At 45.3% G+C, this 18,985-nt stretch carries 12 protein-coding genes; 5 read left to right on the top strand and 7 right to left on the bottom strand.

What is annotated here, in order from left to right; all coding sequences use genetic code 11:
- Positions 1–16 precede the first annotated feature (16 nt).
- Complete coding sequence (gene fni / locus MHI27_RS28930; RefSeq protein ID WP_341129358.1) at positions 17–1,156, bottom strand: type 2 isopentenyl-diphosphate Delta-isomerase; 1,140 nt, start codon at positions 1,154–1,156, stop codon at positions 17–19.
- Positions 1,157–1,343: 187 nt separating this feature from the next.
- Here fni and MHI27_RS28935 point away from each other — a divergent pair, with 187 nt between their 5' ends.
- A complete protein-coding gene (locus MHI27_RS28935) occupies positions 1,344–2,873 on the top strand; it encodes a phospholipase D family protein (protein WP_341129359.1) in 1,530 nt (509 codons plus the stop codon).
- A gap of 57 nt (positions 2,874–2,930) precedes the next feature.
- Here MHI27_RS28935 and cls read toward each other — a convergent pair whose 3' ends face one another.
- Positions 2,931–4,439 carry a cardiolipin synthase gene (gene cls, locus MHI27_RS28940; RefSeq protein ID WP_042192502.1) on the bottom strand — a complete coding sequence of 503 codons (1,509 nt, stop codon included), beginning with the start codon at positions 4,437–4,439 and terminating at the stop codon, positions 2,931–2,933.
- Between the two features lie 227 nt (positions 4,440–4,666).
- Here cls and MHI27_RS28945 point away from each other — a divergent pair, with 227 nt between their 5' ends.
- From MHI27_RS28945 to MHI27_RS28955, 3 genes are all read left to right on the top strand, one after another.
- Positions 4,667–5,584, top strand: coding sequence for a TetR/AcrR family transcriptional regulator (locus MHI27_RS28945; RefSeq protein WP_341129360.1), 918 nt, complete (start codon positions 4,667–4,669; stop codon positions 5,582–5,584).
- A gap of 114 nt (positions 5,585–5,698) precedes the next feature.
- Positions 5,699–8,860: an efflux RND transporter permease subunit gene (locus tag MHI27_RS28950; RefSeq protein WP_405175191.1), complete on the top strand. Its 3,162-nt coding sequence runs from the start codon at positions 5,699–5,701 to the stop codon at positions 8,858–8,860.
- Positions 8,853–9,050 carry a hypothetical protein gene (locus MHI27_RS28955; RefSeq protein ID WP_143759239.1) on the top strand — a complete coding sequence of 66 codons (198 nt, stop codon included), beginning with the start codon at positions 8,853–8,855 and terminating at the stop codon, positions 9,048–9,050. The genes MHI27_RS28950 and MHI27_RS28955 overlap by 8 nt, the downstream gene beginning before the upstream one ends.
- 383 nt (positions 9,051–9,433) lie before the next feature.
- Here MHI27_RS28955 and MHI27_RS28960 read toward each other — a convergent pair whose 3' ends face one another.
- On the bottom strand, positions 9,434–10,126 hold the full coding sequence (locus MHI27_RS28960) for a molecular chaperone (RefSeq protein ID WP_042192508.1): 693 nt from the start codon (positions 10,124–10,126) through the stop codon (positions 9,434–9,436).
- Positions 10,127–10,541: 415 nt separating this feature from the next.
- Here MHI27_RS28960 and moaA point away from each other — a divergent pair, with 415 nt between their 5' ends.
- Positions 10,542–11,543 (top strand): GTP 3',8-cyclase MoaA, encoded by a 1,002-nt coding sequence (moaA, locus tag MHI27_RS28965; protein ID WP_405175192.1) that lies wholly within the window; start codon positions 10,542–10,544, stop codon positions 11,541–11,543.
- A 91-nt stretch (positions 11,544–11,634) separates the two neighbouring features.
- Here moaA and MHI27_RS28970 read toward each other — a convergent pair whose 3' ends face one another.
- The 4 genes from MHI27_RS28970 to MHI27_RS28985 all read right to left on the bottom strand — a co-directional run bounded on the left by MHI27_RS28970 (position 11,635) and on the right by MHI27_RS28985 (position 18,700).
- Positions 11,635–15,057, bottom strand: a complete 3,423-nt coding sequence (locus MHI27_RS28970) for an S-layer homology domain-containing protein (protein WP_405175193.1) — start codon at positions 15,055–15,057, stop codon at positions 11,635–11,637.
- A gap of 130 nt (positions 15,058–15,187) precedes the next feature.
- The gene (locus tag MHI27_RS28975; RefSeq protein WP_405175194.1) at positions 15,188–16,240 is read right to left on the bottom strand and encodes a sensor histidine kinase; all 1,053 of its coding nucleotides are present in this window, start codon (positions 16,238–16,240) and stop codon (positions 15,188–15,190) included.
- Complete coding sequence (locus MHI27_RS28980; RefSeq protein WP_405175195.1) at positions 16,237–16,914, bottom strand: response regulator transcription factor; 678 nt, start codon at positions 16,912–16,914, stop codon at positions 16,237–16,239. Before MHI27_RS28980 ends, MHI27_RS28975 begins: the two co-directional genes overlap by 4 nt.
- A complete protein-coding gene (locus MHI27_RS28985) occupies positions 16,844–18,700 on the bottom strand; it encodes an ABC transporter ATP-binding protein (protein WP_405175196.1) in 1,857 nt (618 codons plus the stop codon). The genes MHI27_RS28980 and MHI27_RS28985 overlap by 71 nt, the downstream gene beginning before the upstream one ends.
- Positions 18,701–18,985 lie beyond the last annotated feature (285 nt).

Genomic DNA, 18,985 nt, shown 5'->3' on the forward strand with positions numbered 1-18,985 from the left:
TATTTACCATATACTTTTATTTACGTATTAAACGGGAAGTCCCACGTAAAGTTGCTAAATCGGGAGCTCCGATGCCGAACATTGCTATCTTAAGCTCCAGCTCTACCTGAGCCAGTGCAGCATCTAGCGCCTCTTCAGAATCTACTGCCGGTCCTAAAAGATTGCGTCCAAAGCCTGCTAAATCAGCACCGAGGGCCAATGCCTTCGCCGCATCCACACCATGCTTCAAGCCGCCGCTGCCAATCAATGCCCCCTTCGGGGAGACAGCACGTACCTCCGCAATGCAATCTGCGGTTGGAGTACCCCAGTCTGCGAAAGCTTCAGCCGCTGCGCGCCGTATAGGGTCTCTACTCCGAAACTTCTCGACCTGACTCCAGGATGTTCCACCTGCACCCGCTACATCAACAAAAGCTACCCCTGCATTATAAAGATGTGCTGCTGTATCACCGTCAATGCCCCAGCCGACTTCTTTTACACCTACAGGAACCTCAAGTGCACGGCATACTTTTGCTATCTGCGATAGTAAGGAAGCAAAGCCAGTATTCCCTTCCGGTTGGAAGACCTCTTGAAGACCATTGAGATGCAGCACAAGAAAATCCGCACCAGCAATATCCACAGCCCGGCGACACTCCTCAATCCCGAAACCATAGGACAGCTGTACGGCGCCAATATTAGCGATAACCGGTATATCAGGTGCTTTGTCCCGTACATAAAATGTTTCGGTTAGCTCAGAGCGCTCCACCGCCGCTCGCACAGAACCAACCCCCAGCGCCCATCCACGATGCTGTGCTGCCTCTGCTAGTCGGGCATTGATGGCTCCTGTAGCTGCACTGCCGCCTGTCATCGAGCTGATCAGCAGTGGTGTACGAAGTTCACGTTCCAGGAACGTAGTCTGCAATGATATATCATCGAAATTCAGCTCTGGAAGAGCATTATGCCGAAATCGGTAATGTTCAAACCCCGTAGTCACACCAACGCCACCAACTTCTTCATTTAGACAAAGGCGTACATGCTCTATTTTGCGTTCACCTGTCCTTGATGCAGGCAATAAAGACTTCTTATCTGAAACCTCTACAGTCGGTAGGTCATTGCCATGATCCGCGCCAGACTGCCTATTCGCATCATATGGTCCGGCCTCTTCTGGCGTATGATTCATGCTCCGTTCCTCCTATTCCTAAACTGCACTTATTATAACATATCCCTTCAGATGAATTTACAATATGAAGTGAGTGAAATACGAGGGATGCTTCATTTCTACCCACTAGGTGTTAATAGGTTGGTACACGCCGGAGCATAATAATTATAAAGGAAGTGCTCTGCAATACTTTCAGGAGGAACTTCCGATGAGATCAGATCGTGAACAACCCGTTCAGCCCCAAGTGATACAAGATAGAACCCATGCTTTTGCTCCAAAGAAACGCACCTCTTCACGACGCCGCAAACGAGTGATATGGGCTTGCGTCATTCTAATTCTCTGGTTAATCGGCGTCATGATATACCAGACACATAAACCTCTACCCGTTGGGATTTCCTATGAAAGTCCCATATACAAAGTGAACAATGTATCCTTCTGGCATGACCTAACCTATCCAGACGGTACGGACACAGGTAAGCAGGAGAGTGAAATTCTTCCGAGAATGCTACATATCATCGAGGAGTCAAGGGAGTTCTTAGTCATCGACCTGTTCCTGTTCAATGATTATACCCATGAAGATCAGTCATTCCCTCCAGTCAGTCGAATGCTGACAGATAAATTAATCTCACAAAAGCAAACCTATCCCGAAATGGAGATTGTCTTCATCACCGATGAGGTCAATACCAATTACAACTCGGCGCCCAATCATCTTCTGGAAGAAATGAAGGCCGTGGGGATCCGAGTCATCATGACCGATGTTAATTCGCTGCGGGATTCTACACCTGCCTATTCAGCCGTCTGGCGCACCTTCATTCAATGGTTCGGACAATCCGGTAAGGGCTTTATCCCCAATCTTATGGCCAGTGGTGGACCGGATATTACCGCTCGATCTTATCTGAAGCTGCTGAATGTGAAGGCGAACCATCGCAAAGTAATTGTCAGTGAGAACACTGCACTAATTTCCTCTGGAAATGTTCACGATGCCAGCGCCTACCACTCCAATATTGCTTTGGAGGTACAAGGTCCAATTATTGCCGATATTCTCCAGACCGAGCAGGCGGCAGCCAATCTTTCAGATGCAGGTCCATTGCTACTTCATAAGCCCAATTTCACCCAAGAAAAGAACCTACCATCAGCGGAAGCTCTAGAAGTTCGCTATTTAACAGAAGGAAAGGTATACAAATATGCGCTGCAAGGCATTAGGTCCGCCCGGAAGGGGGATACCGTATGGATGGGGATGTTTTATCTTGCTGATGATGCCATTCTGGATGCGTTGGTAGAGGCTACATCACGCGGGGCTAAGGTAAACCTAATCCTGGATCCAAATCAGAACGCCTTCGGGCGTGATAAAATCGGGATCCCCAACCGTCCAGTTGCCATGGATCTGAACAAACGCACGAACGGTGAAATCTCTATTCGTTGGTACAATACAACCAAAGAGCAATATCATCCAAAGCTGCTCTTTATCGCCAAACAAACCGGCAGCTCCATCGTTCTTGGCGGTTCCACCAATTTCACCACTCGCAATCTAGATGACTACAATCTAGAGAATGATCTGTGGATTTCTATGAAGCGAGATCAGCCGCTGTTCACAGACATGGAAGCCTACTTTAATCGGCTATGGAATAACGAGGGTCATACGTTCACTTTACCTTTTGAGGCCTATCAGAGCGATGTGACCTGGTTCAAGTACATCCTGTTCCGGCTGCAGACTAACCTGGGCTTTACTACTTTTTAAACAAAAACCACCGCAGAGAAGGCAGCACCCTCCGCGGTGGTTTAATCTGTAATGAAGTTATAGTAATGGAGACATTAATCTGGCGGCAGATTCCAGTATACGTACCACCATGCGTTTATTCATAAAGGTCTCATGCACAATCTGAGTGGTGGACAATAAATCCCGTTCAAAATCAGCAACGATTCGTGTAACACTCTCTGTCTGAAGAAGCAATGCGTTTACCTCAAAGTTAAGATGGAAGCTCCGCATGTCCATGTTTGCTGTACCAATAGTCGCTATTTCACCATCCACGATTAACAGCTTAGAGTGTATAAAGCCCTTCTCGTATTCATAAATCTTCACTCCAGCCTCCAGCAATGCCGGGAAATAAGAATGCGAAGCCAGAAACGGAATCCATTTATCCGGCTTAGCAGGGAATAACAAGCGAACATCTAGACCAGATATAGCCGCTACACGTATCGCAGTCAGGATATCCTCGTCCGGAATGAAATAAGGGCTGGCAATCCAAACTGATTTTTCAGCTGAGGTGATCATGGAGAAAAATATATTTTTGAGTGCACGGCGTTCATTGTCCGGCCCACTCGCAATGATCTGTACTGCTCCGTCCCCTGTCATAAAGTGTAGCTGTGGTGTGAGATAATCCTGCTCCAGTATTTTTTCACCTGTAGTATGCATCCAATCTTGCAAGAAGATGATTTGCATCGTCCGTACCGCTTCACCTCTAACTAACATATGGGTGTCACGCCAGAATCCATAAGTTTTGCTACGGCTTAGATATTCATCGCCCACATTGAGTCCACCCATGAAGCCGACATCACCGTCGATGACGACGATTTTTCGGTGATTCCGGTAATTAACCCGGCTAGAGAAAAAGGAGGTGGAATTACCGTACGATGCCACTTGTACTCCAGCATCAACCAACTCTTTCAAAAAAGCTTTAGAAAGCTGAAAACTACCCACAGCATCATACATAAATCGGACAGATACACCCGCACGCGCCTTTGCGATCAAAATCTGTTGAATACGCGTTCCAATGTGATCTGCACGGAAGATGTAATACTCCATATGTATATGGTGCTTCGCTTGTCGCAGCTCTAGCAGTAATGTACCAAACGTCTCTTCACCATTGGTAAGGATGCGCGTCTCTGAAGCAAAGGAAATAGGAGTACGCGCTAGAGTCTTGGATAATAATAGTAGTTTTTGACGCGAGGGGTCAAAGACCGACCAATCTTGATGCGTACGCAAAGCGTCATTCTCAATCCGCTCATAGGCCATAAGATCTCTTTGTGCTTTTTTATCATATTTACGACGTTTAAATACATTCTGTCCAAATAGAAAATAAAAGACCAAACCGAGCACCGGGATCAACGCAAGCAAAAGAATCCATGACATCGTAGTAGAAGGATTACGGTTCTCCATAAAAATAGCTAAGCTAATTGAAACGACTGTCAGTGTGGAGAAAATACTAATAATTGTTCCAGCAGTACTCCCAAAAATACCAAAACCAAAATAATAAAATGCTATGAAAGCCCCAATAATAATTATAGATTGAAGTCCTCTTCTCATATTGTACCTACCTTCTTATTCATAAAAGCAACACCAAAATGACACATTTTATATATTACATGAAGAACCTATATCTTCCTAGACAATTACTGTGTAAAAATCTATTTACAACAAAACTGTAACCCTTCTGTTCTGAAATTTGTAATGACAAGATGGATCGAATATAATTATTTTGACCGATTAGTCAATTATAGAACTGGGTAGTCAGAAAGGAGGTTATCCCCCCAATGAGCGATAAAACTGTGGACAAGCAGGAACAGATTATTAAGATCGCCATGCAGTTATTCGCTGTGAAAGGCTCTTCTTCCACGTCCATGCAAGAGATCGCCGAATTATGCGGAATTTCGAAGGGAAGCTTGTATCTAGTATTCAAATCCAAAGAAGAACTGGAACGCAGTATTTTTCTCTATTGTTACCGAATGATTCGTGATCCCTTATTACGTGAAGAACAAGAAACCCAAAGAACACCGCGTGAAAAGCTTAGGAATCAAATAGAAATTCTACTGAGTCATGTGTACGAATTACGTGAGTTCTTACAGCGTCAGATTCAGGAAGTTGCCGGAAAAGGATTTGATACAGAAGTACCGGAATGGCTGCGTAGAAACAATGCTTCCTTCTTGCGCTGGTTTCAGGTGAAGATGGAGACCCTTTATGGAAAAGACATCATTCCCTATACCGGAGATTTATGTATTGTAGGTCATGGACTAATCAAATCATATATTGCCGTTATTTTTCGTCAGGATACCCACTTGTCCCTTGCCGTTATGGCTGATCATCTAATGAATCTACTAGATATTATTGTAGCTGGTCTTCTTACAAGTAAGCAGGCTCCTCTCATCAACTCTACTATTCTAGCAAGCTGGATGGAGGAGAATGAGGAGAGTAAGCGCAAGAATCCACTGCAGATCATTAAGGACATGAAGACTGTGGTCAGTAAATTAGATAGTATAGAACCCGAAGAGTCAGCCGATTTGCTGGAATCACTCAACATTCTAGAAGGTGAAGTTCTCTTACCACACCCACGCAAAGCAATCATACAGGGGATGTTGTCCAACCTCCAATCCTGCTCAGAGCTCACTACACCATTGGAAGAATTGAGGAAGCTGGTTACCTCTTTTTCAAATCATTCATGCTTATTTCGTTAATTGCTCTATAAAGAGTTCGTGAGAGAGAAGAACATGGATAGCGAGTATTATAAATTTTCAAAATGGCGCCCTATTTCGTAAAGAAAAGGCCCGAGAGGAGCAGAAACAAAACTTATGAAAAGCTTAATTAATTTCTCGCTCAGGAACAAATTTGCCATTTGGCTTCTGACGATAATTATTGTATTTGCCGGTTTGTATAGCGGACTGACAATGAAGCAAGAAACCTTACCTAATATTAGTATACCCTATCTTAGTGTAACAACCATTTATCCGGGTGCTGCACCAGAAGGCGTCGTTAATGATGTCAGTAAACCGTTGGAGCAAAAGCTGCGCAATGTGGATGGTGTAAAGACAATCACCTCCACTTCTCTGGAGAATGCCTCCAGTATCCAAATCGAGTTTGATTATGGAACGAATCTGGATAATGCTACAGCAGCTGTTCGCGAAGCGCTGAATGAGGTCTCATTGCCAGACAATGTGCAAAAGCCTTCCATTTCCCGTTTTAGCCTTAGCTCAATGCCTGTCGTCTCCCTTAGTTTATCGAATGGAGATTCAGAAGATCTCGAGGAACTAACCCGTATTGCCGAGAACGATATTCGCCCTGCCCTTGAAGATGTTGAGGGTGTTGCTTCTATTCAAATCTCTGGACAATACGTCAAAGAAGTTTCGCTTAAGTTCAATCAAGAGAAGCTCAAGCAATACGGACTGACCGAAGATACGGTTAAAGGGATCATTCAAGGCTCTTCCCTCCGTGTTCCACTAGGACTGTTCGAGATGGACAAAGCTCAAAAGGCAGTTGTCGTGGATGGCAACATCACCACCGTTGAAGATCTTAAAAATGTGACCATTCCAGTTATGCCAACTGGTGCAGCGAGCGCTGCTGGCGCTGGGGCTCCTGGAGCTGGCACTGCCGATGCAGGTGCTGGAAGTGCTGCTGGTGCAGGCGCTGCTGGCGGAGCTGCAAATATGGGATTGCCAACCGTGAAGCTGGGAGAGCTTGCTACAATTGAGGTTGTTGGTAATTCTGAATCGATCTCCCGTACGAATGGTAAAGAATCGATCGGTATCCAGATTGTCAAAGCCAACGATGCCAACACTGTTGATGTCGTAAATGGTGTTAAGGACAAAACTGAAGAATTAAAAGCACAATATAAAGGCATTGACCTTACAGTTCTGCTTGACCAAGGTAAGCCGATTGAGGACTCCGTAAATACAATGTTGTCCAAAGCTGTATTTGGCGCCCTTTTCGCAGTAATTATCATTTTGGTCTTCCTGCGGAATATTCGTTCGACGATCATTTCTATCATCTCTATTCCTTTATCATTGCTGATCGCAGTGTTATGTCTGCGTCAAATGGACATTACGCTTAATATGATGACCCTTGGTGCGATGACCGTTGCCATTGGACGGGTAGTCGATGACTCGATTGTAGTCATAGAGAACATATACCGGCGACTCTCGTTATCTGGCGAGAAGCTAAAAGGCCGGGAATTAATCAGTGCAGCCACTCGTGAAATGTTCGTACCAATCATGTCCTCTACGATTGTAACCATCGCGGTATTCTTACCGCTTGCTCTAGTAAGTGGTATGGTTGGAGAGCTGTTCTTGCCTTTCGCTTTAACCATGGTCTTCGCCCTACTCGCTTCATTGGTAGTTGCGATTACCCTGGTTCCTGCAATGGCACACTCCCTGTTCCGCAACGGATTAAAAGGTAAGAAGACCCATAGTGAGAAACCAGACAGAATGTCTGCCGGTTACCAAAAGATTCTGAACTGGTGTCTTTCCCATAAACTCGTTACGTTCGGAGTAGCGGTTCTGCTCCTTGCGGGCAGCTTGTTCCTGATCAAGCCTATCGGCGTTAGCTTTATGCCTTCCCAAGAGGATAAAACGGTTATGCTAACCTACTCACCGAAGGCTGGACAAAGAACTGAAGAAGTTCAAGAACAAGGCCTGAAAGCTGAGAAATATATTTTAGCACAGCAGCATGTAGATAAAATGCAATATTCCATTGGTGGCGGCGGCCCGATGGGTATGGGAGGATCCAGCAACTCAGGACTCTTTTTCATCGTTTACGATAGTAATACTCCTGATTTCGAAAATGTAAAAGAGAAGTTGATCGAAGGCTTAACCGCAGAAGTCCCAGATGGTGTGTGGGGTGATATGTCCGCGATGATGAGCGGAGGTATGGGTGGAAGCACGTTAACCGTGAATGTATTCGGAGACGAACTAGATCAAATTAAGCCGGTAGCGGATGAGATCGCCAAGATCGTACAGGCTGACACCACTAATTTCAAGGATGGCGAAACAAGTCTCAAAGAAGCTTACGATCAATATACGATTGTAGCGGATCAAGAAAAGCTTAGCTCCCTTGGACTTACAGCGGGACAAATTGCGATGAAGCTTGCTCCTGCAGGTACACGCCCAGTACTCACAGAAGTAGAAATGGACGGCAAGAACTACAAAGTCTATATCGAAACTGATAAAGAAACGTATAAGAGTATTAAAGAAATGGAAGAGGCTACATTGACTTCGCCACTAGGCATTTCCGTGCCAATCGGGCAAGTCGCTAAAATTGAAAACGGCTCTTCCCCTGACTCGATTACTCGTATGGACGGTAAAATGAAGGTGGATGTCACTGCCGAGATTATTTCAAGTGACGTCAATAGTGCTTCAAACCTCGTGAAAGAAAAAATAGATGCTATGGAATTACCAGATGGCGTGACGGTTAGCTTCGGTGGTGTAACCGAGCAGATCAATGACACATTTGGTCAATTAGGTATTGCTATGGCGGCGGCTATTGCCATCGTATACTTCGTGCTTGTGGTTACGTTTGGCGGTGGATTAGCTCCATTTGCTATCCTGTTCTCACTTCCTTTCACCATTATTGGGGTACTCGTAGCCCTTCTGATCGCTGGGGAAACCTTAAACGTCTCCTCCCTCATGGGTGCGCTGATGTTGATTGGTATCGTAGTCACGAATGCCATTGTCCTCATCGACCGCGTTATTCATAAGGAAAAAGAAGGAATGACCACACGTCAAGCCTTGCTTGAAGCAGGCGGCACACGTTTACGTCCAATCCTGATGACTGCACTTGCAACGATTGGTGCATTGCTGCCACTGGTTACAGGACTTGAAAACAGTGCAGGGATCATCTCCAAGGGGCTAGGCGTTACCGTTATCGGCGGCTTGATCAGCTCCACGCTGCTGACACTTGTAGTAGTGCCAGTCGTGTATGAATTCCTGATGAAATTCCGCAGTAAAAAGGTAATTGACTAGAACACTAAATGCGAATCAAGTAAACATGCTAAATGAAGAAGCTGTCTCCAAAGTAGTGAATACTACTTATGGGGCAGCTTCTTTTTTATGGAATGGGCAAAGTAACCCAGTAGACTTTTGTAGGTGGGAGATGAGTGGTTGGACGGGCGGGGGATTGACGATAGGCGGTTGTGCGGTAGGCGGTGCATGATTTGCGATGGGTAGTTGTGCGGTGGACAGTAGGTCTAAACTAATTAGGGAAAAACTCCCTCAAAATTTCCGATAATCGCTCAAAATGTACGAAATTAGGGAATTCCTCCCTAAAAAATAGCTAATTCACCTGATTTAGCGCCAAATCAGGTGAATTATAGGGAGGTTTTCCCTAATTACATGTCTTATGACCAATAATTTCAGAATTTCAGGGAGAAATTCCCTAATTTTTCATCTAGAGCTTCACTTGGATCGTCATTTGGGACTTCACTCAGGTCTTCATTTACTCGCTCCACTTGGAGCTTCAATTAAATCGCTATTTACACTTCCATAGCAAGAAAAACCCGACCTAATTTATAGGCCGGGCTCTGCATTATAGTGTTGTTATACCATTGCTGTTGCACTGCTCTCCAGCGAAGCTCTCCAGGAACGCAGCATCTGCAGATCAAGGGGTAGAAACTCAGCGAGCATATGGGAAAGCCCCAAATACAACGTACTATTCGTTGCTGCATTTAACTTCTCACAGAACTGTGGAGTCCATTGCAGTAAATGATCTTCCAAAAAGGCTACCTGAATATCAAGTAGATCCATAGCACTTCTAATTGAGAAGCTATTGTACAACATCCGCTCATGCATTACTGCCATAAATTCCAGCTCAATAGCAATATGATCATCAGCTTCACCATTACATTTGTTAAATACAATTCCTGCGGAAGTATACACATCAGCAAGCACGTTGCAGAAATCCTCAGAACGACCCAGAATAGCAGCTTCACGTAATTTAAAAGAGCTTACTGTCTGTTCGTGCATAAGCCGTTTATACTCTTGGGTCTCTTTCTCACATATATGGGGTAGCTTATTCGGTTCCTGACTCAGATAGCGCTTCAGTTCCCGTCCACCTTCCGTCATCTCTGCAGCAACACTCATCTTGCGATTGCGGCTCCACTGAGCCACAAGTGAGAGTGATGGTTTTCTACCCAAAAAATCCACTAAAAGCTGATATATTAATCCCCGACTTTCCAACCAATGGCTAAATGCCTCCGGCACGGCGAGCGATGGAACAGTTTGCATAGTCATTTTGCAAATCCTCCTCATTGGGTTTCCCGGTCACACACCGTCACATGATCGACGTGCAATTTCCGGTATCCTTTCTGTTTTCGCAAAAGTGAACGTAAAAGTAATCCGCACCTAGATTATATCGGATATTAAAAACGCTTTCCGTGAGCATTCTATGACTAATCACTTCATTTGTCGTACTTTTGTCACATTTTCGCAAGTCTATTTCGGCTTTGTCATTCTATTTAGTTTGTCCATTATTATGCAATTAAATCACAACCCTCCTTATTCAAATAGGGGGAGTTTAACCCGTTCAATAGTTTGCTCATTGACGTACCCGCGAGTGATCTTTAAAATTCTAAACAAGTATAAACACCTTCGCCTCCTCTTAAGACGGGAAGCATTCAAAACACCAACAAATGAAGGGAGCAACGCTATGGAGCCGCTGATGGACCCTTTTGGACGTTTACATGACTACATCCGCATTTCGGTTACCGACCGCTGCAACCTGCGTTGCATTTATTGTATGCCAGCGGAAGGGATGGAATTCCAGCCGCAGGACGAGATTCTGAGCTATGAGGAAATCACCGCAGTTGTGGAATCGCTAGCACCACTTGGATTACGCAAGGTACGGCTAACAGGTGGAGAACCTCTTGTACGCAAAGACCTGGAGAAGCTAGTAACTATGATATCCGCCATTCCGGGGATCGATGATATTTCACTGACTACGAACGGATTAATGCTTCCAGCTAAAGCAGCGCTGCTAAAAGAAGCCGGGTTGTCACGGGTGAATATCAGTCTGGACTCTTTACGGCAAGATCGCTTCTCTATGATTACACGCGGCGGTGAGGTCTCCAAGGTACTAAAGGGGATCGAGGCAGCACAAGCTGCCGGGCTGGAGCCGATCAAGCTTAACGTTGTATTGATGAAAGGGATTAATGATGACGAGATCAAAGACTTCATCTCCCTTACGTTGAACAGTCCACTAAATGTACGTTTTATTGAATATATGCCCATCGGAAGTGCTACTGATTCTTGGCGCCAATCCTATCTGCCGCTGGAAACTGTAATAGAAGCTTGTACTGCGGCCGGCTGGGAAACCGAGGAAGCTGAGATGCCATCTGGTAATGGCCCTTCCCAGAATCGGCGGGTTATTGGAGCGCAAGGAACGTTCGGATTAATCCATCCCGTAAGCGATCACTTTTGCGATAACTGCAATCGACTAAGGCTAACAGCAGATGGCCATATCAAAGCTTGTCTGTATTGGGAAGATGAGTACAATGTCCGCCCCCTAATAAGCGATCCCGCAGCAGTGCAGGCCTTATTCCGCAAAGCTCTGGGTAACAAGCCACATAACCACGAAATGGCATTAGCCTTGGAGAAAAAAGCACAAAGCCACACGCCGACGGCTCGGCGTATGTCTCAAATTGGAGGCTAGTCCGTCTCATTAAAAACGCCGCTTTCCCGAAGCCATCTGGGAAAAGCGGCGTTTCATTTAGAGATTAAAGGATAGCCTTCACCATCTACTATTATAGATATAGAGCCTCGAGCAGCTTGTAAAGCGTCGTTGCTGCCTCCGCTCTTGTAGCATTGTTCTCAGGTCTGAATGTGTTATCCTCGAATCCACCCAAAATACCCGCTTCAACACCCGCTTTTACAGATGCCTGTGCCCATTGTGGAATGGAGGTAAGATCCGCGAAGTCCCCCTCTTTATCCATTTGCTTATGGGCATTAGCCTTCAAAGCATTCGCGAGCATAACTGACATTTCGGCACGGGTAATCTTTTCTGAAGGCTCGAAGAACATTTTGCCGTTCACATCATATCCACGAAGGATTCCGGCATTTACCGCCGCTGCTACATCATCTGCAGCCCAAGCTGGAATCGCACTTTGATCAGCGAATTTCACTGTGCTACCTGTTGATTGCAAACCAAGCGCCCGTACAATCATAGAAGCGAACTGTGTCCGAGTAACATCCTCATTCGGACGGAAGGTATGATCCTCGTACCCTTTCATGACGCCCATACCGATTAGACGGTCTGTAAACGCCGTGGACCAATGTGTATTCAAATCGGTAATCGATGGGGCCTGATAATTAAACACAGCATATTTGGCAAGCTGATTTAAGCTTGCAGTTATAGTTCCACCCGTTTGACTCTGACCACCAACATAAATCCACTTTTTAAGCTGCTCGTTGTAATAGTAGATAGCTGCTTTATGCCCCGATGTAATCTTGGCCGCATCGTAATTGAGGGACAGTTCCACAGGCTTATTGAGCATGCCTGCCTTGTCACTAGTAAGCTCTACTGCTGCACTCACAGCCTGAAGAGCGCCCATTGCTGGTGTCTCATCAGCAGCAATAACCGAAAAGGCAATTTCGCTGTTACCAGACAACGCTCCAGCCGGAATCGTAAAGCTGCCCACGTCTTTAAGTCTGCCCGTTCCTCCCTGCTGTGCTTTTACCTCCAATTCCACACGCGGAGTTGTAGAAGGCTGCTCTGTAGGAGATGGCGTCGCGGTTGGAGATGGAGTTGCAACTGGTCCGTTGCCTCCTCCGTTATTATTCCCCCCTCCACTGCTAGTGCCCGCAGTTACAACTACTGTGCGTACAATCTCAGTAGCTGCATTGCCAGCCAAATCTGTCGCATTGTACTTCAGTGTATAGGTTCCTGAAGTCTGAACATCCACTGTTCCTGTCACCAGGATAGAGCCTGCAATCCCAACCTTGTCAGTAACGTCTGCGCCCGGGTCCTTGAAGTCATCCCCTTGGGTCAGACTAAGACGGCTATCCCCCTTCAGGGTAATCACAGGTGCTGTACGATCGATATTCACAGCAAGCGGCAATGTTGTCTTATTTTCTAAAGAATCCGTTGCCTTGAATTGCAGTTGATGTTGGCCTTCTTCCGAAATCTCAACCACTTTCCCACTTTCATAGGGCAGGAAATTTCCGTTTACATCAGTCGCTAATTGAATGGATACATCCGCACCAGGAATATATACGCTAGCATACACGCTTACCGAAACACTCTGATTCGTCCAGTCACCACTTAAATAAGCTTGTCCGTTCTCAGTCTTTAATGTGCTATGAAGCGCCAATGGGGTGATACTATCATCTCCGCTTAGCGTTACTTCAAAAGCCTTCGTTTCCGTAGCCAATCCCCGCTGAATTGTAGCTGTTAAGGTCAGCTTCGTATCCTTCTTAGATTGGTAGATGATTTTACCTTCGTTCGTCATTAGAACCGGATTGGAGCTTTTCCACACAATACTTGTCCCGTGTTTGCCTTCGGTAGGCAACGTTAGATCAGAAGTTACTGCGCTTGTGTCTCCTAGATCTAATGCGGTCATAGTATCGTTAACTGCCTGCTGATCGCTATACGACTCCACATCCACAAAAATCGGATTGGAATAAAACCACATATCACTATAATTACGGGCGTTGATTTCTTCGAAACGAGTCAGGTTATCGACGGTATTATTTTTTGGATCAATCTGCGGTTCACCATTAACCGTTTCTCCCGCAACATCAGTTCCAAGGTTAGTCCCTCTTAACCGGAAATAACGATCCTTGTCCGCTGCCTCTACCTTATACTTAATAACATTGTAGCCTTCGGAATCTGTAGTCCAGTCCTCGCTTGTGAAGCGTTTCAACACTTTTGTTGTATCGTTAGTCGCTTTGGTGTAATCAGGTGTACCTGGATCAACCTTGCCATGGACTTCACCGGAGATCAAATCTACATGGTCTACCTTAACGGCGTCGCCATTATTATTTTGCTGTGGACTTTTGAAACGGATCGTAAGCTCTAGGTCGTCGCCTTGTTTTACGTCCAGTTCGCCACCCATTTCTTCCTCTTGTCCATCTCCAGACACGTTAAACTCTAATGCGTTGATGAGATCCCCAAAAACAGAGAAGGATTTCCCTGACCGCATGCCATCTACGACAGCGTTAATATCGGAGCCATCCACCCAGGTATAGTTCTTGGAATATTCACCAGGCCAGTAACCGCTGGAAAATTGATCATTTTTTGTTTTGAAATGAAAATCTGAGTTAGCAAAATTCCAAAATCTGCGGCCCTCACCCAGCAGTGCGTCCCACATTCCTCCAAGCTGTGCAACCTTGACGTCTGTACCTCCGTAAGTCTCAGGTGTCTCTCCCCGATCACTCGCCATCTGATTGCCCAGCATACCTTCAAAGCCGAAGACAAGATTCGGATCGATATTGTTAAAGTCACGGATATCCTCTATTTTAAGCTCCGAGCTTGTACCATTTTTTCTGGAGGGGTGATTGATCAGTACATAGCTATCTGGATAATGACTACTGAGCCATTTCATAGCTGTGCGAGTATCTTCTTTTGTAGAAAAAGCTCTGGTATCCGCCGCACTCCACTTAGCCACATCTGCCGGATCGAACATACTTACATCACGATTAGTAAATAAATATTCAAATTGATTAATAGCCTTCAAAGCTTCTGCGGACCCTGGATGATCTGTAACAATCCCAACTGCAGCATGATCGTATTGGGGCATATCCCACTCAAAGCCTGAAAAAATGATTTTCCCAGCATATTTGCCTTCTGCCTGTAACTTCTTAATTTTCTCATTCTGATAATCTACAATACCTTGAGACATCGGAATGGAGCCGCCAGGGAGATTCACCCCTTCGTCATCCCGGTCAGATACCCGAAGGTGATCAGCCAGTGCCATCCAGTCAAAACCATTTTGTTCAAATGCAGCATCGAGCACACTTTTCAATGACTCCTGAGCATCGTTCGATTCAAACGTATGTGCATGGTATTCACCTGTCATCCATTTCCCTGAATGCTCAGAGGCTGTATCCCTGAAATCAGGCGCCGATTCACCTGAAGCACCATAAACTGTCTGTAATGAAAAGTTGGGTGCTAACAATAATACGGCAAGCGAACTAGTTAGAAAAACGCGAATTTTGCTCTTCTTCAAAATGATTAATCCTCCGATGTCTTTTGGATTTTCGTAGATTCTATATTTAGAATAGTAGAAAATTGTAAAGACATGTCGGATTTTGTTGCATGTTTATGTAAATATTCATATTTACATAAACACTGCCGATTTATTTCTTTGGCATTGGCAAGCTCACTACAAAAGCCGTTCCTTCACCCGGTCGGCTGGCCACAGTTACTTTACCGTTATGCAGCTCAACGATCTTCTTAACCAGTGATAGGCCCAGGCCACTACCGCCCCCGCTCGCTGTTCTAGCTTTGTCTGCCTTATAGAAGCGATCAAAGATGCGAGGTAAGTCTTCTTCAGAGATACCAATCCCACTATCTTGAATCTCCACCTCTACCCTCTCATCTATCGTTCGAAGCTTGATATGAATACATCCATTCCCGGGAGTGAATTTAATGCTGTTATGAAGAAGATTGGTCCAGACCTGGGTCATTAAATCTTTTACCGCAGTTACATTCACTTCTTCCAGCTCGGCCTCTACCTCTATATTTTTCTCCAGCCACTGTGGCTCAGAAGCCAAAATCGTATCTCTAAGCTGCTTATCCAGACGATAAACCTGATTTTCAAACGGAAAATTGCCTGATTCAAGCGCGGACAGCTTCAATAAATTATCACTGAGTCCAGATACGCGGGTACTCTCAGCTACGATAATATTAAGGTAGTGCCTCCTACTTTCCATACTTAAGGTTTCGTCCTGCAGCGCAAGCGCAAACCCCCGAATCGAGGTTAGTGGAGATTGAATTTCATGCGATACATTGGAGATAAAATCCTGGCGCATGGTCTCCATCTGGCTCAGTTCACTAGCCATTTCGTTAATGCTCTCTACAATTTCGCCGAACTCACGGTATTCCCTATTTTGTTCAAGTACAACATCAAAGTCTCCCTTGGAAATACGGCGAATTCCTTCAATAACCGATTTATAAAAGACACGTTCCCAGCCACGAAAGAAAATAGAAAATAAGAAAAAGACCAGCAGTAAAATTACAAAGCCAACTAGAAAGGTGACCAATTGCAAAACATACTTCGAGGAAGGCCAGCCATATGCAGCATTCACTTGGTTCATTAGAAAATAAGCCGCAGTCCAGCAAAGCGCAGCTGCAGCAAGAAAGAGAATAAACATCAAAACATGCTTCACAATATCTTTAAACAAGTTCATGCATGCCCCTCCAACCGATACCCTAGACCACGGATCGTACGAATAACGAATCCATAGTTATCCTGATTGAACCGTTCACGCAAACGGTTGATATGGACATCGAGTGTCCGCTCATTCCCTTCAAAATCATAACCCCAAATTTCTTCGATCAGCCTGTCTCTTGTCAATGTTTGCCCCGGATAGCTGCCCAGCTTAAACAACAGCTCAAATTCCTTAAGCGGCAAGGTAATTTCCCCATACTCTGAAGAGACCTCGTAGGTTTTGCGATTCATACGCAATCGGCCTACGGTCACACTTTGCGCGGCAGAAATCTGATATCGTTTAAGCAGCGCCTTTACTCTCGCAATAAGTACAACCGGCTCAAATGGCTTGACCAAATAATCATCACTACCCAGCTCAAAGCCTTTTACAATTTGTGAGGTTTCCCCTTTGGCTGTCAGCATTAAAATCGGGAAATCATAGTTCTGGCGCATCCGCCGGCATAGCTCCCAGCCGTCCATGTTGGGCATCATCACATCAATAATAGCTAAATCTATGTTATTACCTTCCAGAATCCGAAGAGCCTCCAGTCCATCGGAAGCTCCATAGATCTCATCCATTCCTTCAGCTCTCAGAAATACTTCTACCAATTCGCGGATGTGCGGATCGTCGTCCACTATTAGTATTTTTGTCATGTAGCACTGGAGCCTCCTCTTCAATGTCCTGAACCTCGGGGTTATTCATCTGTAGCTGCTGGGTGGCAAACTCACGATACAGCTCATGGTTTTCCAGTAGTTCCTCATGATTTCCCTTTCCGGTAATTTGACCTTTTTCCATAAAAATAATCTGCTCTGCATTTACAACAGTAGCCAAACGGTGCGCAATTACAATCGTAGTCCGACCCTTCATCAGATTGGACAGTGCCTTCTGCACCACGGCTTCTGATTGCCTATCCAGACTGGAAGTGGCTTCATCAAGCATAAGAATCTTCGGGTTCCGCAGCAGTGCTCTAGCAATAGCAATCCGTTGCCGCTGTCCACCAGACAGCTTCACGCCTCTTTCGCCGACATCCGTATTATATCCTTCAGGAAGTGCATCAATAAAGCCATCTGCATAAGCCATTGCTGCAGCTGCGTGCATCTCCTCCCTGCTAACGTCACGATCCAATCCATAGGTTAAATTCTCAGCAATCGTACCAGCCAACAGTGGACTTTCCTGCGAGACATACCCTATAAGCTTCCGCCACGAACGCAATGAGAATGTAGACACTGGCTTGTCACCCAGCTTTATCAGACCTGACTGAGGCTCGTAAAAACGTTCTAGCAACGAGAACAAAGTGGTCTTGCCGCCCCCGCTCGGTCCGACAATAGCCGTCACCTGACCAGGAAGCATCTGGAAGCTTACATCATTCAATACCTTCTCACCATTTTTATATCCAAAGCTTAATCCCTCTACTGAAATCGGACCTTCTGTGCCATTTGCCTCTTCCTGTCCCTCATATACTTCCTCTTCTGCTGCCAAGGTCTCAATAATACGCTCTGAGGCACCCTTAGCTTTCTGAATCTGTGTGAAGAACGTAGTCAGTTGAGTAAGTGGCATAATAATCTGAATAAGATAAAGAATAAAGGCGACCAGTTCTCCAGCCGTCAAGACACCGGAAGATACCTGCATCCCACCATAACCGATAATGACCACAAGCAGCATCATAAAAACAAAGGAGACGAGTGGACTGATCATCGCGCTAATCTTGCCTTCACGAATACCAAAGGAAAGCAGGTTCATAATTCCAGTCTTGCCTGCCTCGTACTCTTTTTTCTCTGCGCCTGAGGATTTGACCAGACGGATCTCAGATAAAACACCACTAAGTGTAGCAGTAAAAGAAGCTGTCTCATCTTGCATTCCTTTGGAAATTTTGTACATCTGCCGCCCAAGTGGTACTAGTATCAACGCAGAAAGTGGAAGAACAGTGAATAGAACAAGTGTCATTTTCCAATTTAAAAATAGCAGAACTGAGATCGAACCTACAATGGAGATCACTCCGGTAAATAAGCTGGCTAGATGTTCAGAAATCAGCGTTTTGATGATCCCTGTATCATTCGTCATGCGGCTGACACTTTCTCCCGTTCGGTTGTCATTATAATAAGCCACAGGCAGAACTAGAAATTTACGCCACAGTCGGTCCCGCAGACCTGCAACCATCTTCTGACCTGCATAATTGAGCAGATAGATAGAGATCCCTCCCGCAATGGTCTGCGCAATAAATGCAGCTGCTATACCCGCAATCTGCAGCTTGCTCACGGAGGCCAAAGAGAAGCCATCCACCAAGTTCTTAGTGAACATCGGGATGACCAGACTGACCAATGTCGATATCATGCTTAACGCAATGGCTATAGCCAATAAGCCGTATGAAGGCTTGGTTTCTCTTAGTAGCGTTAAAAACGGCTTCAGCGCCATCTTTCGCTTGGATTCGGATTTCTTCATGACAATGACTCCCCTTTTCTAAATAGCTCTACGAGAAAAGCATAGTAATATCTTTCTCGCCTTACACCCATCCTATCTGCAGATTGTAAACTGAAGTTAAACGCGCCGATCAGACAATACTGCCTTGTCATTTCCCATCCTGCGGGAATAGTCATAGGCCAAAATAACGCCCGTTACACTTAGCGTTTGTACCTTCTACGCACGCGTTCACGCATTTTTTGTCGCTTATCGTCTCAAACATAAATAAAACCCAAAATAATGTAAAAAAGTAAAAAAGGGTGTTTG

The organism is Paenibacillus sp. FSL H8-0261, assembly GCF_045040645.1.
Taxonomy (GTDB): domain Bacteria; phylum Bacillota; class Bacilli; order Paenibacillales; family Paenibacillaceae; genus Paenibacillus_AQ.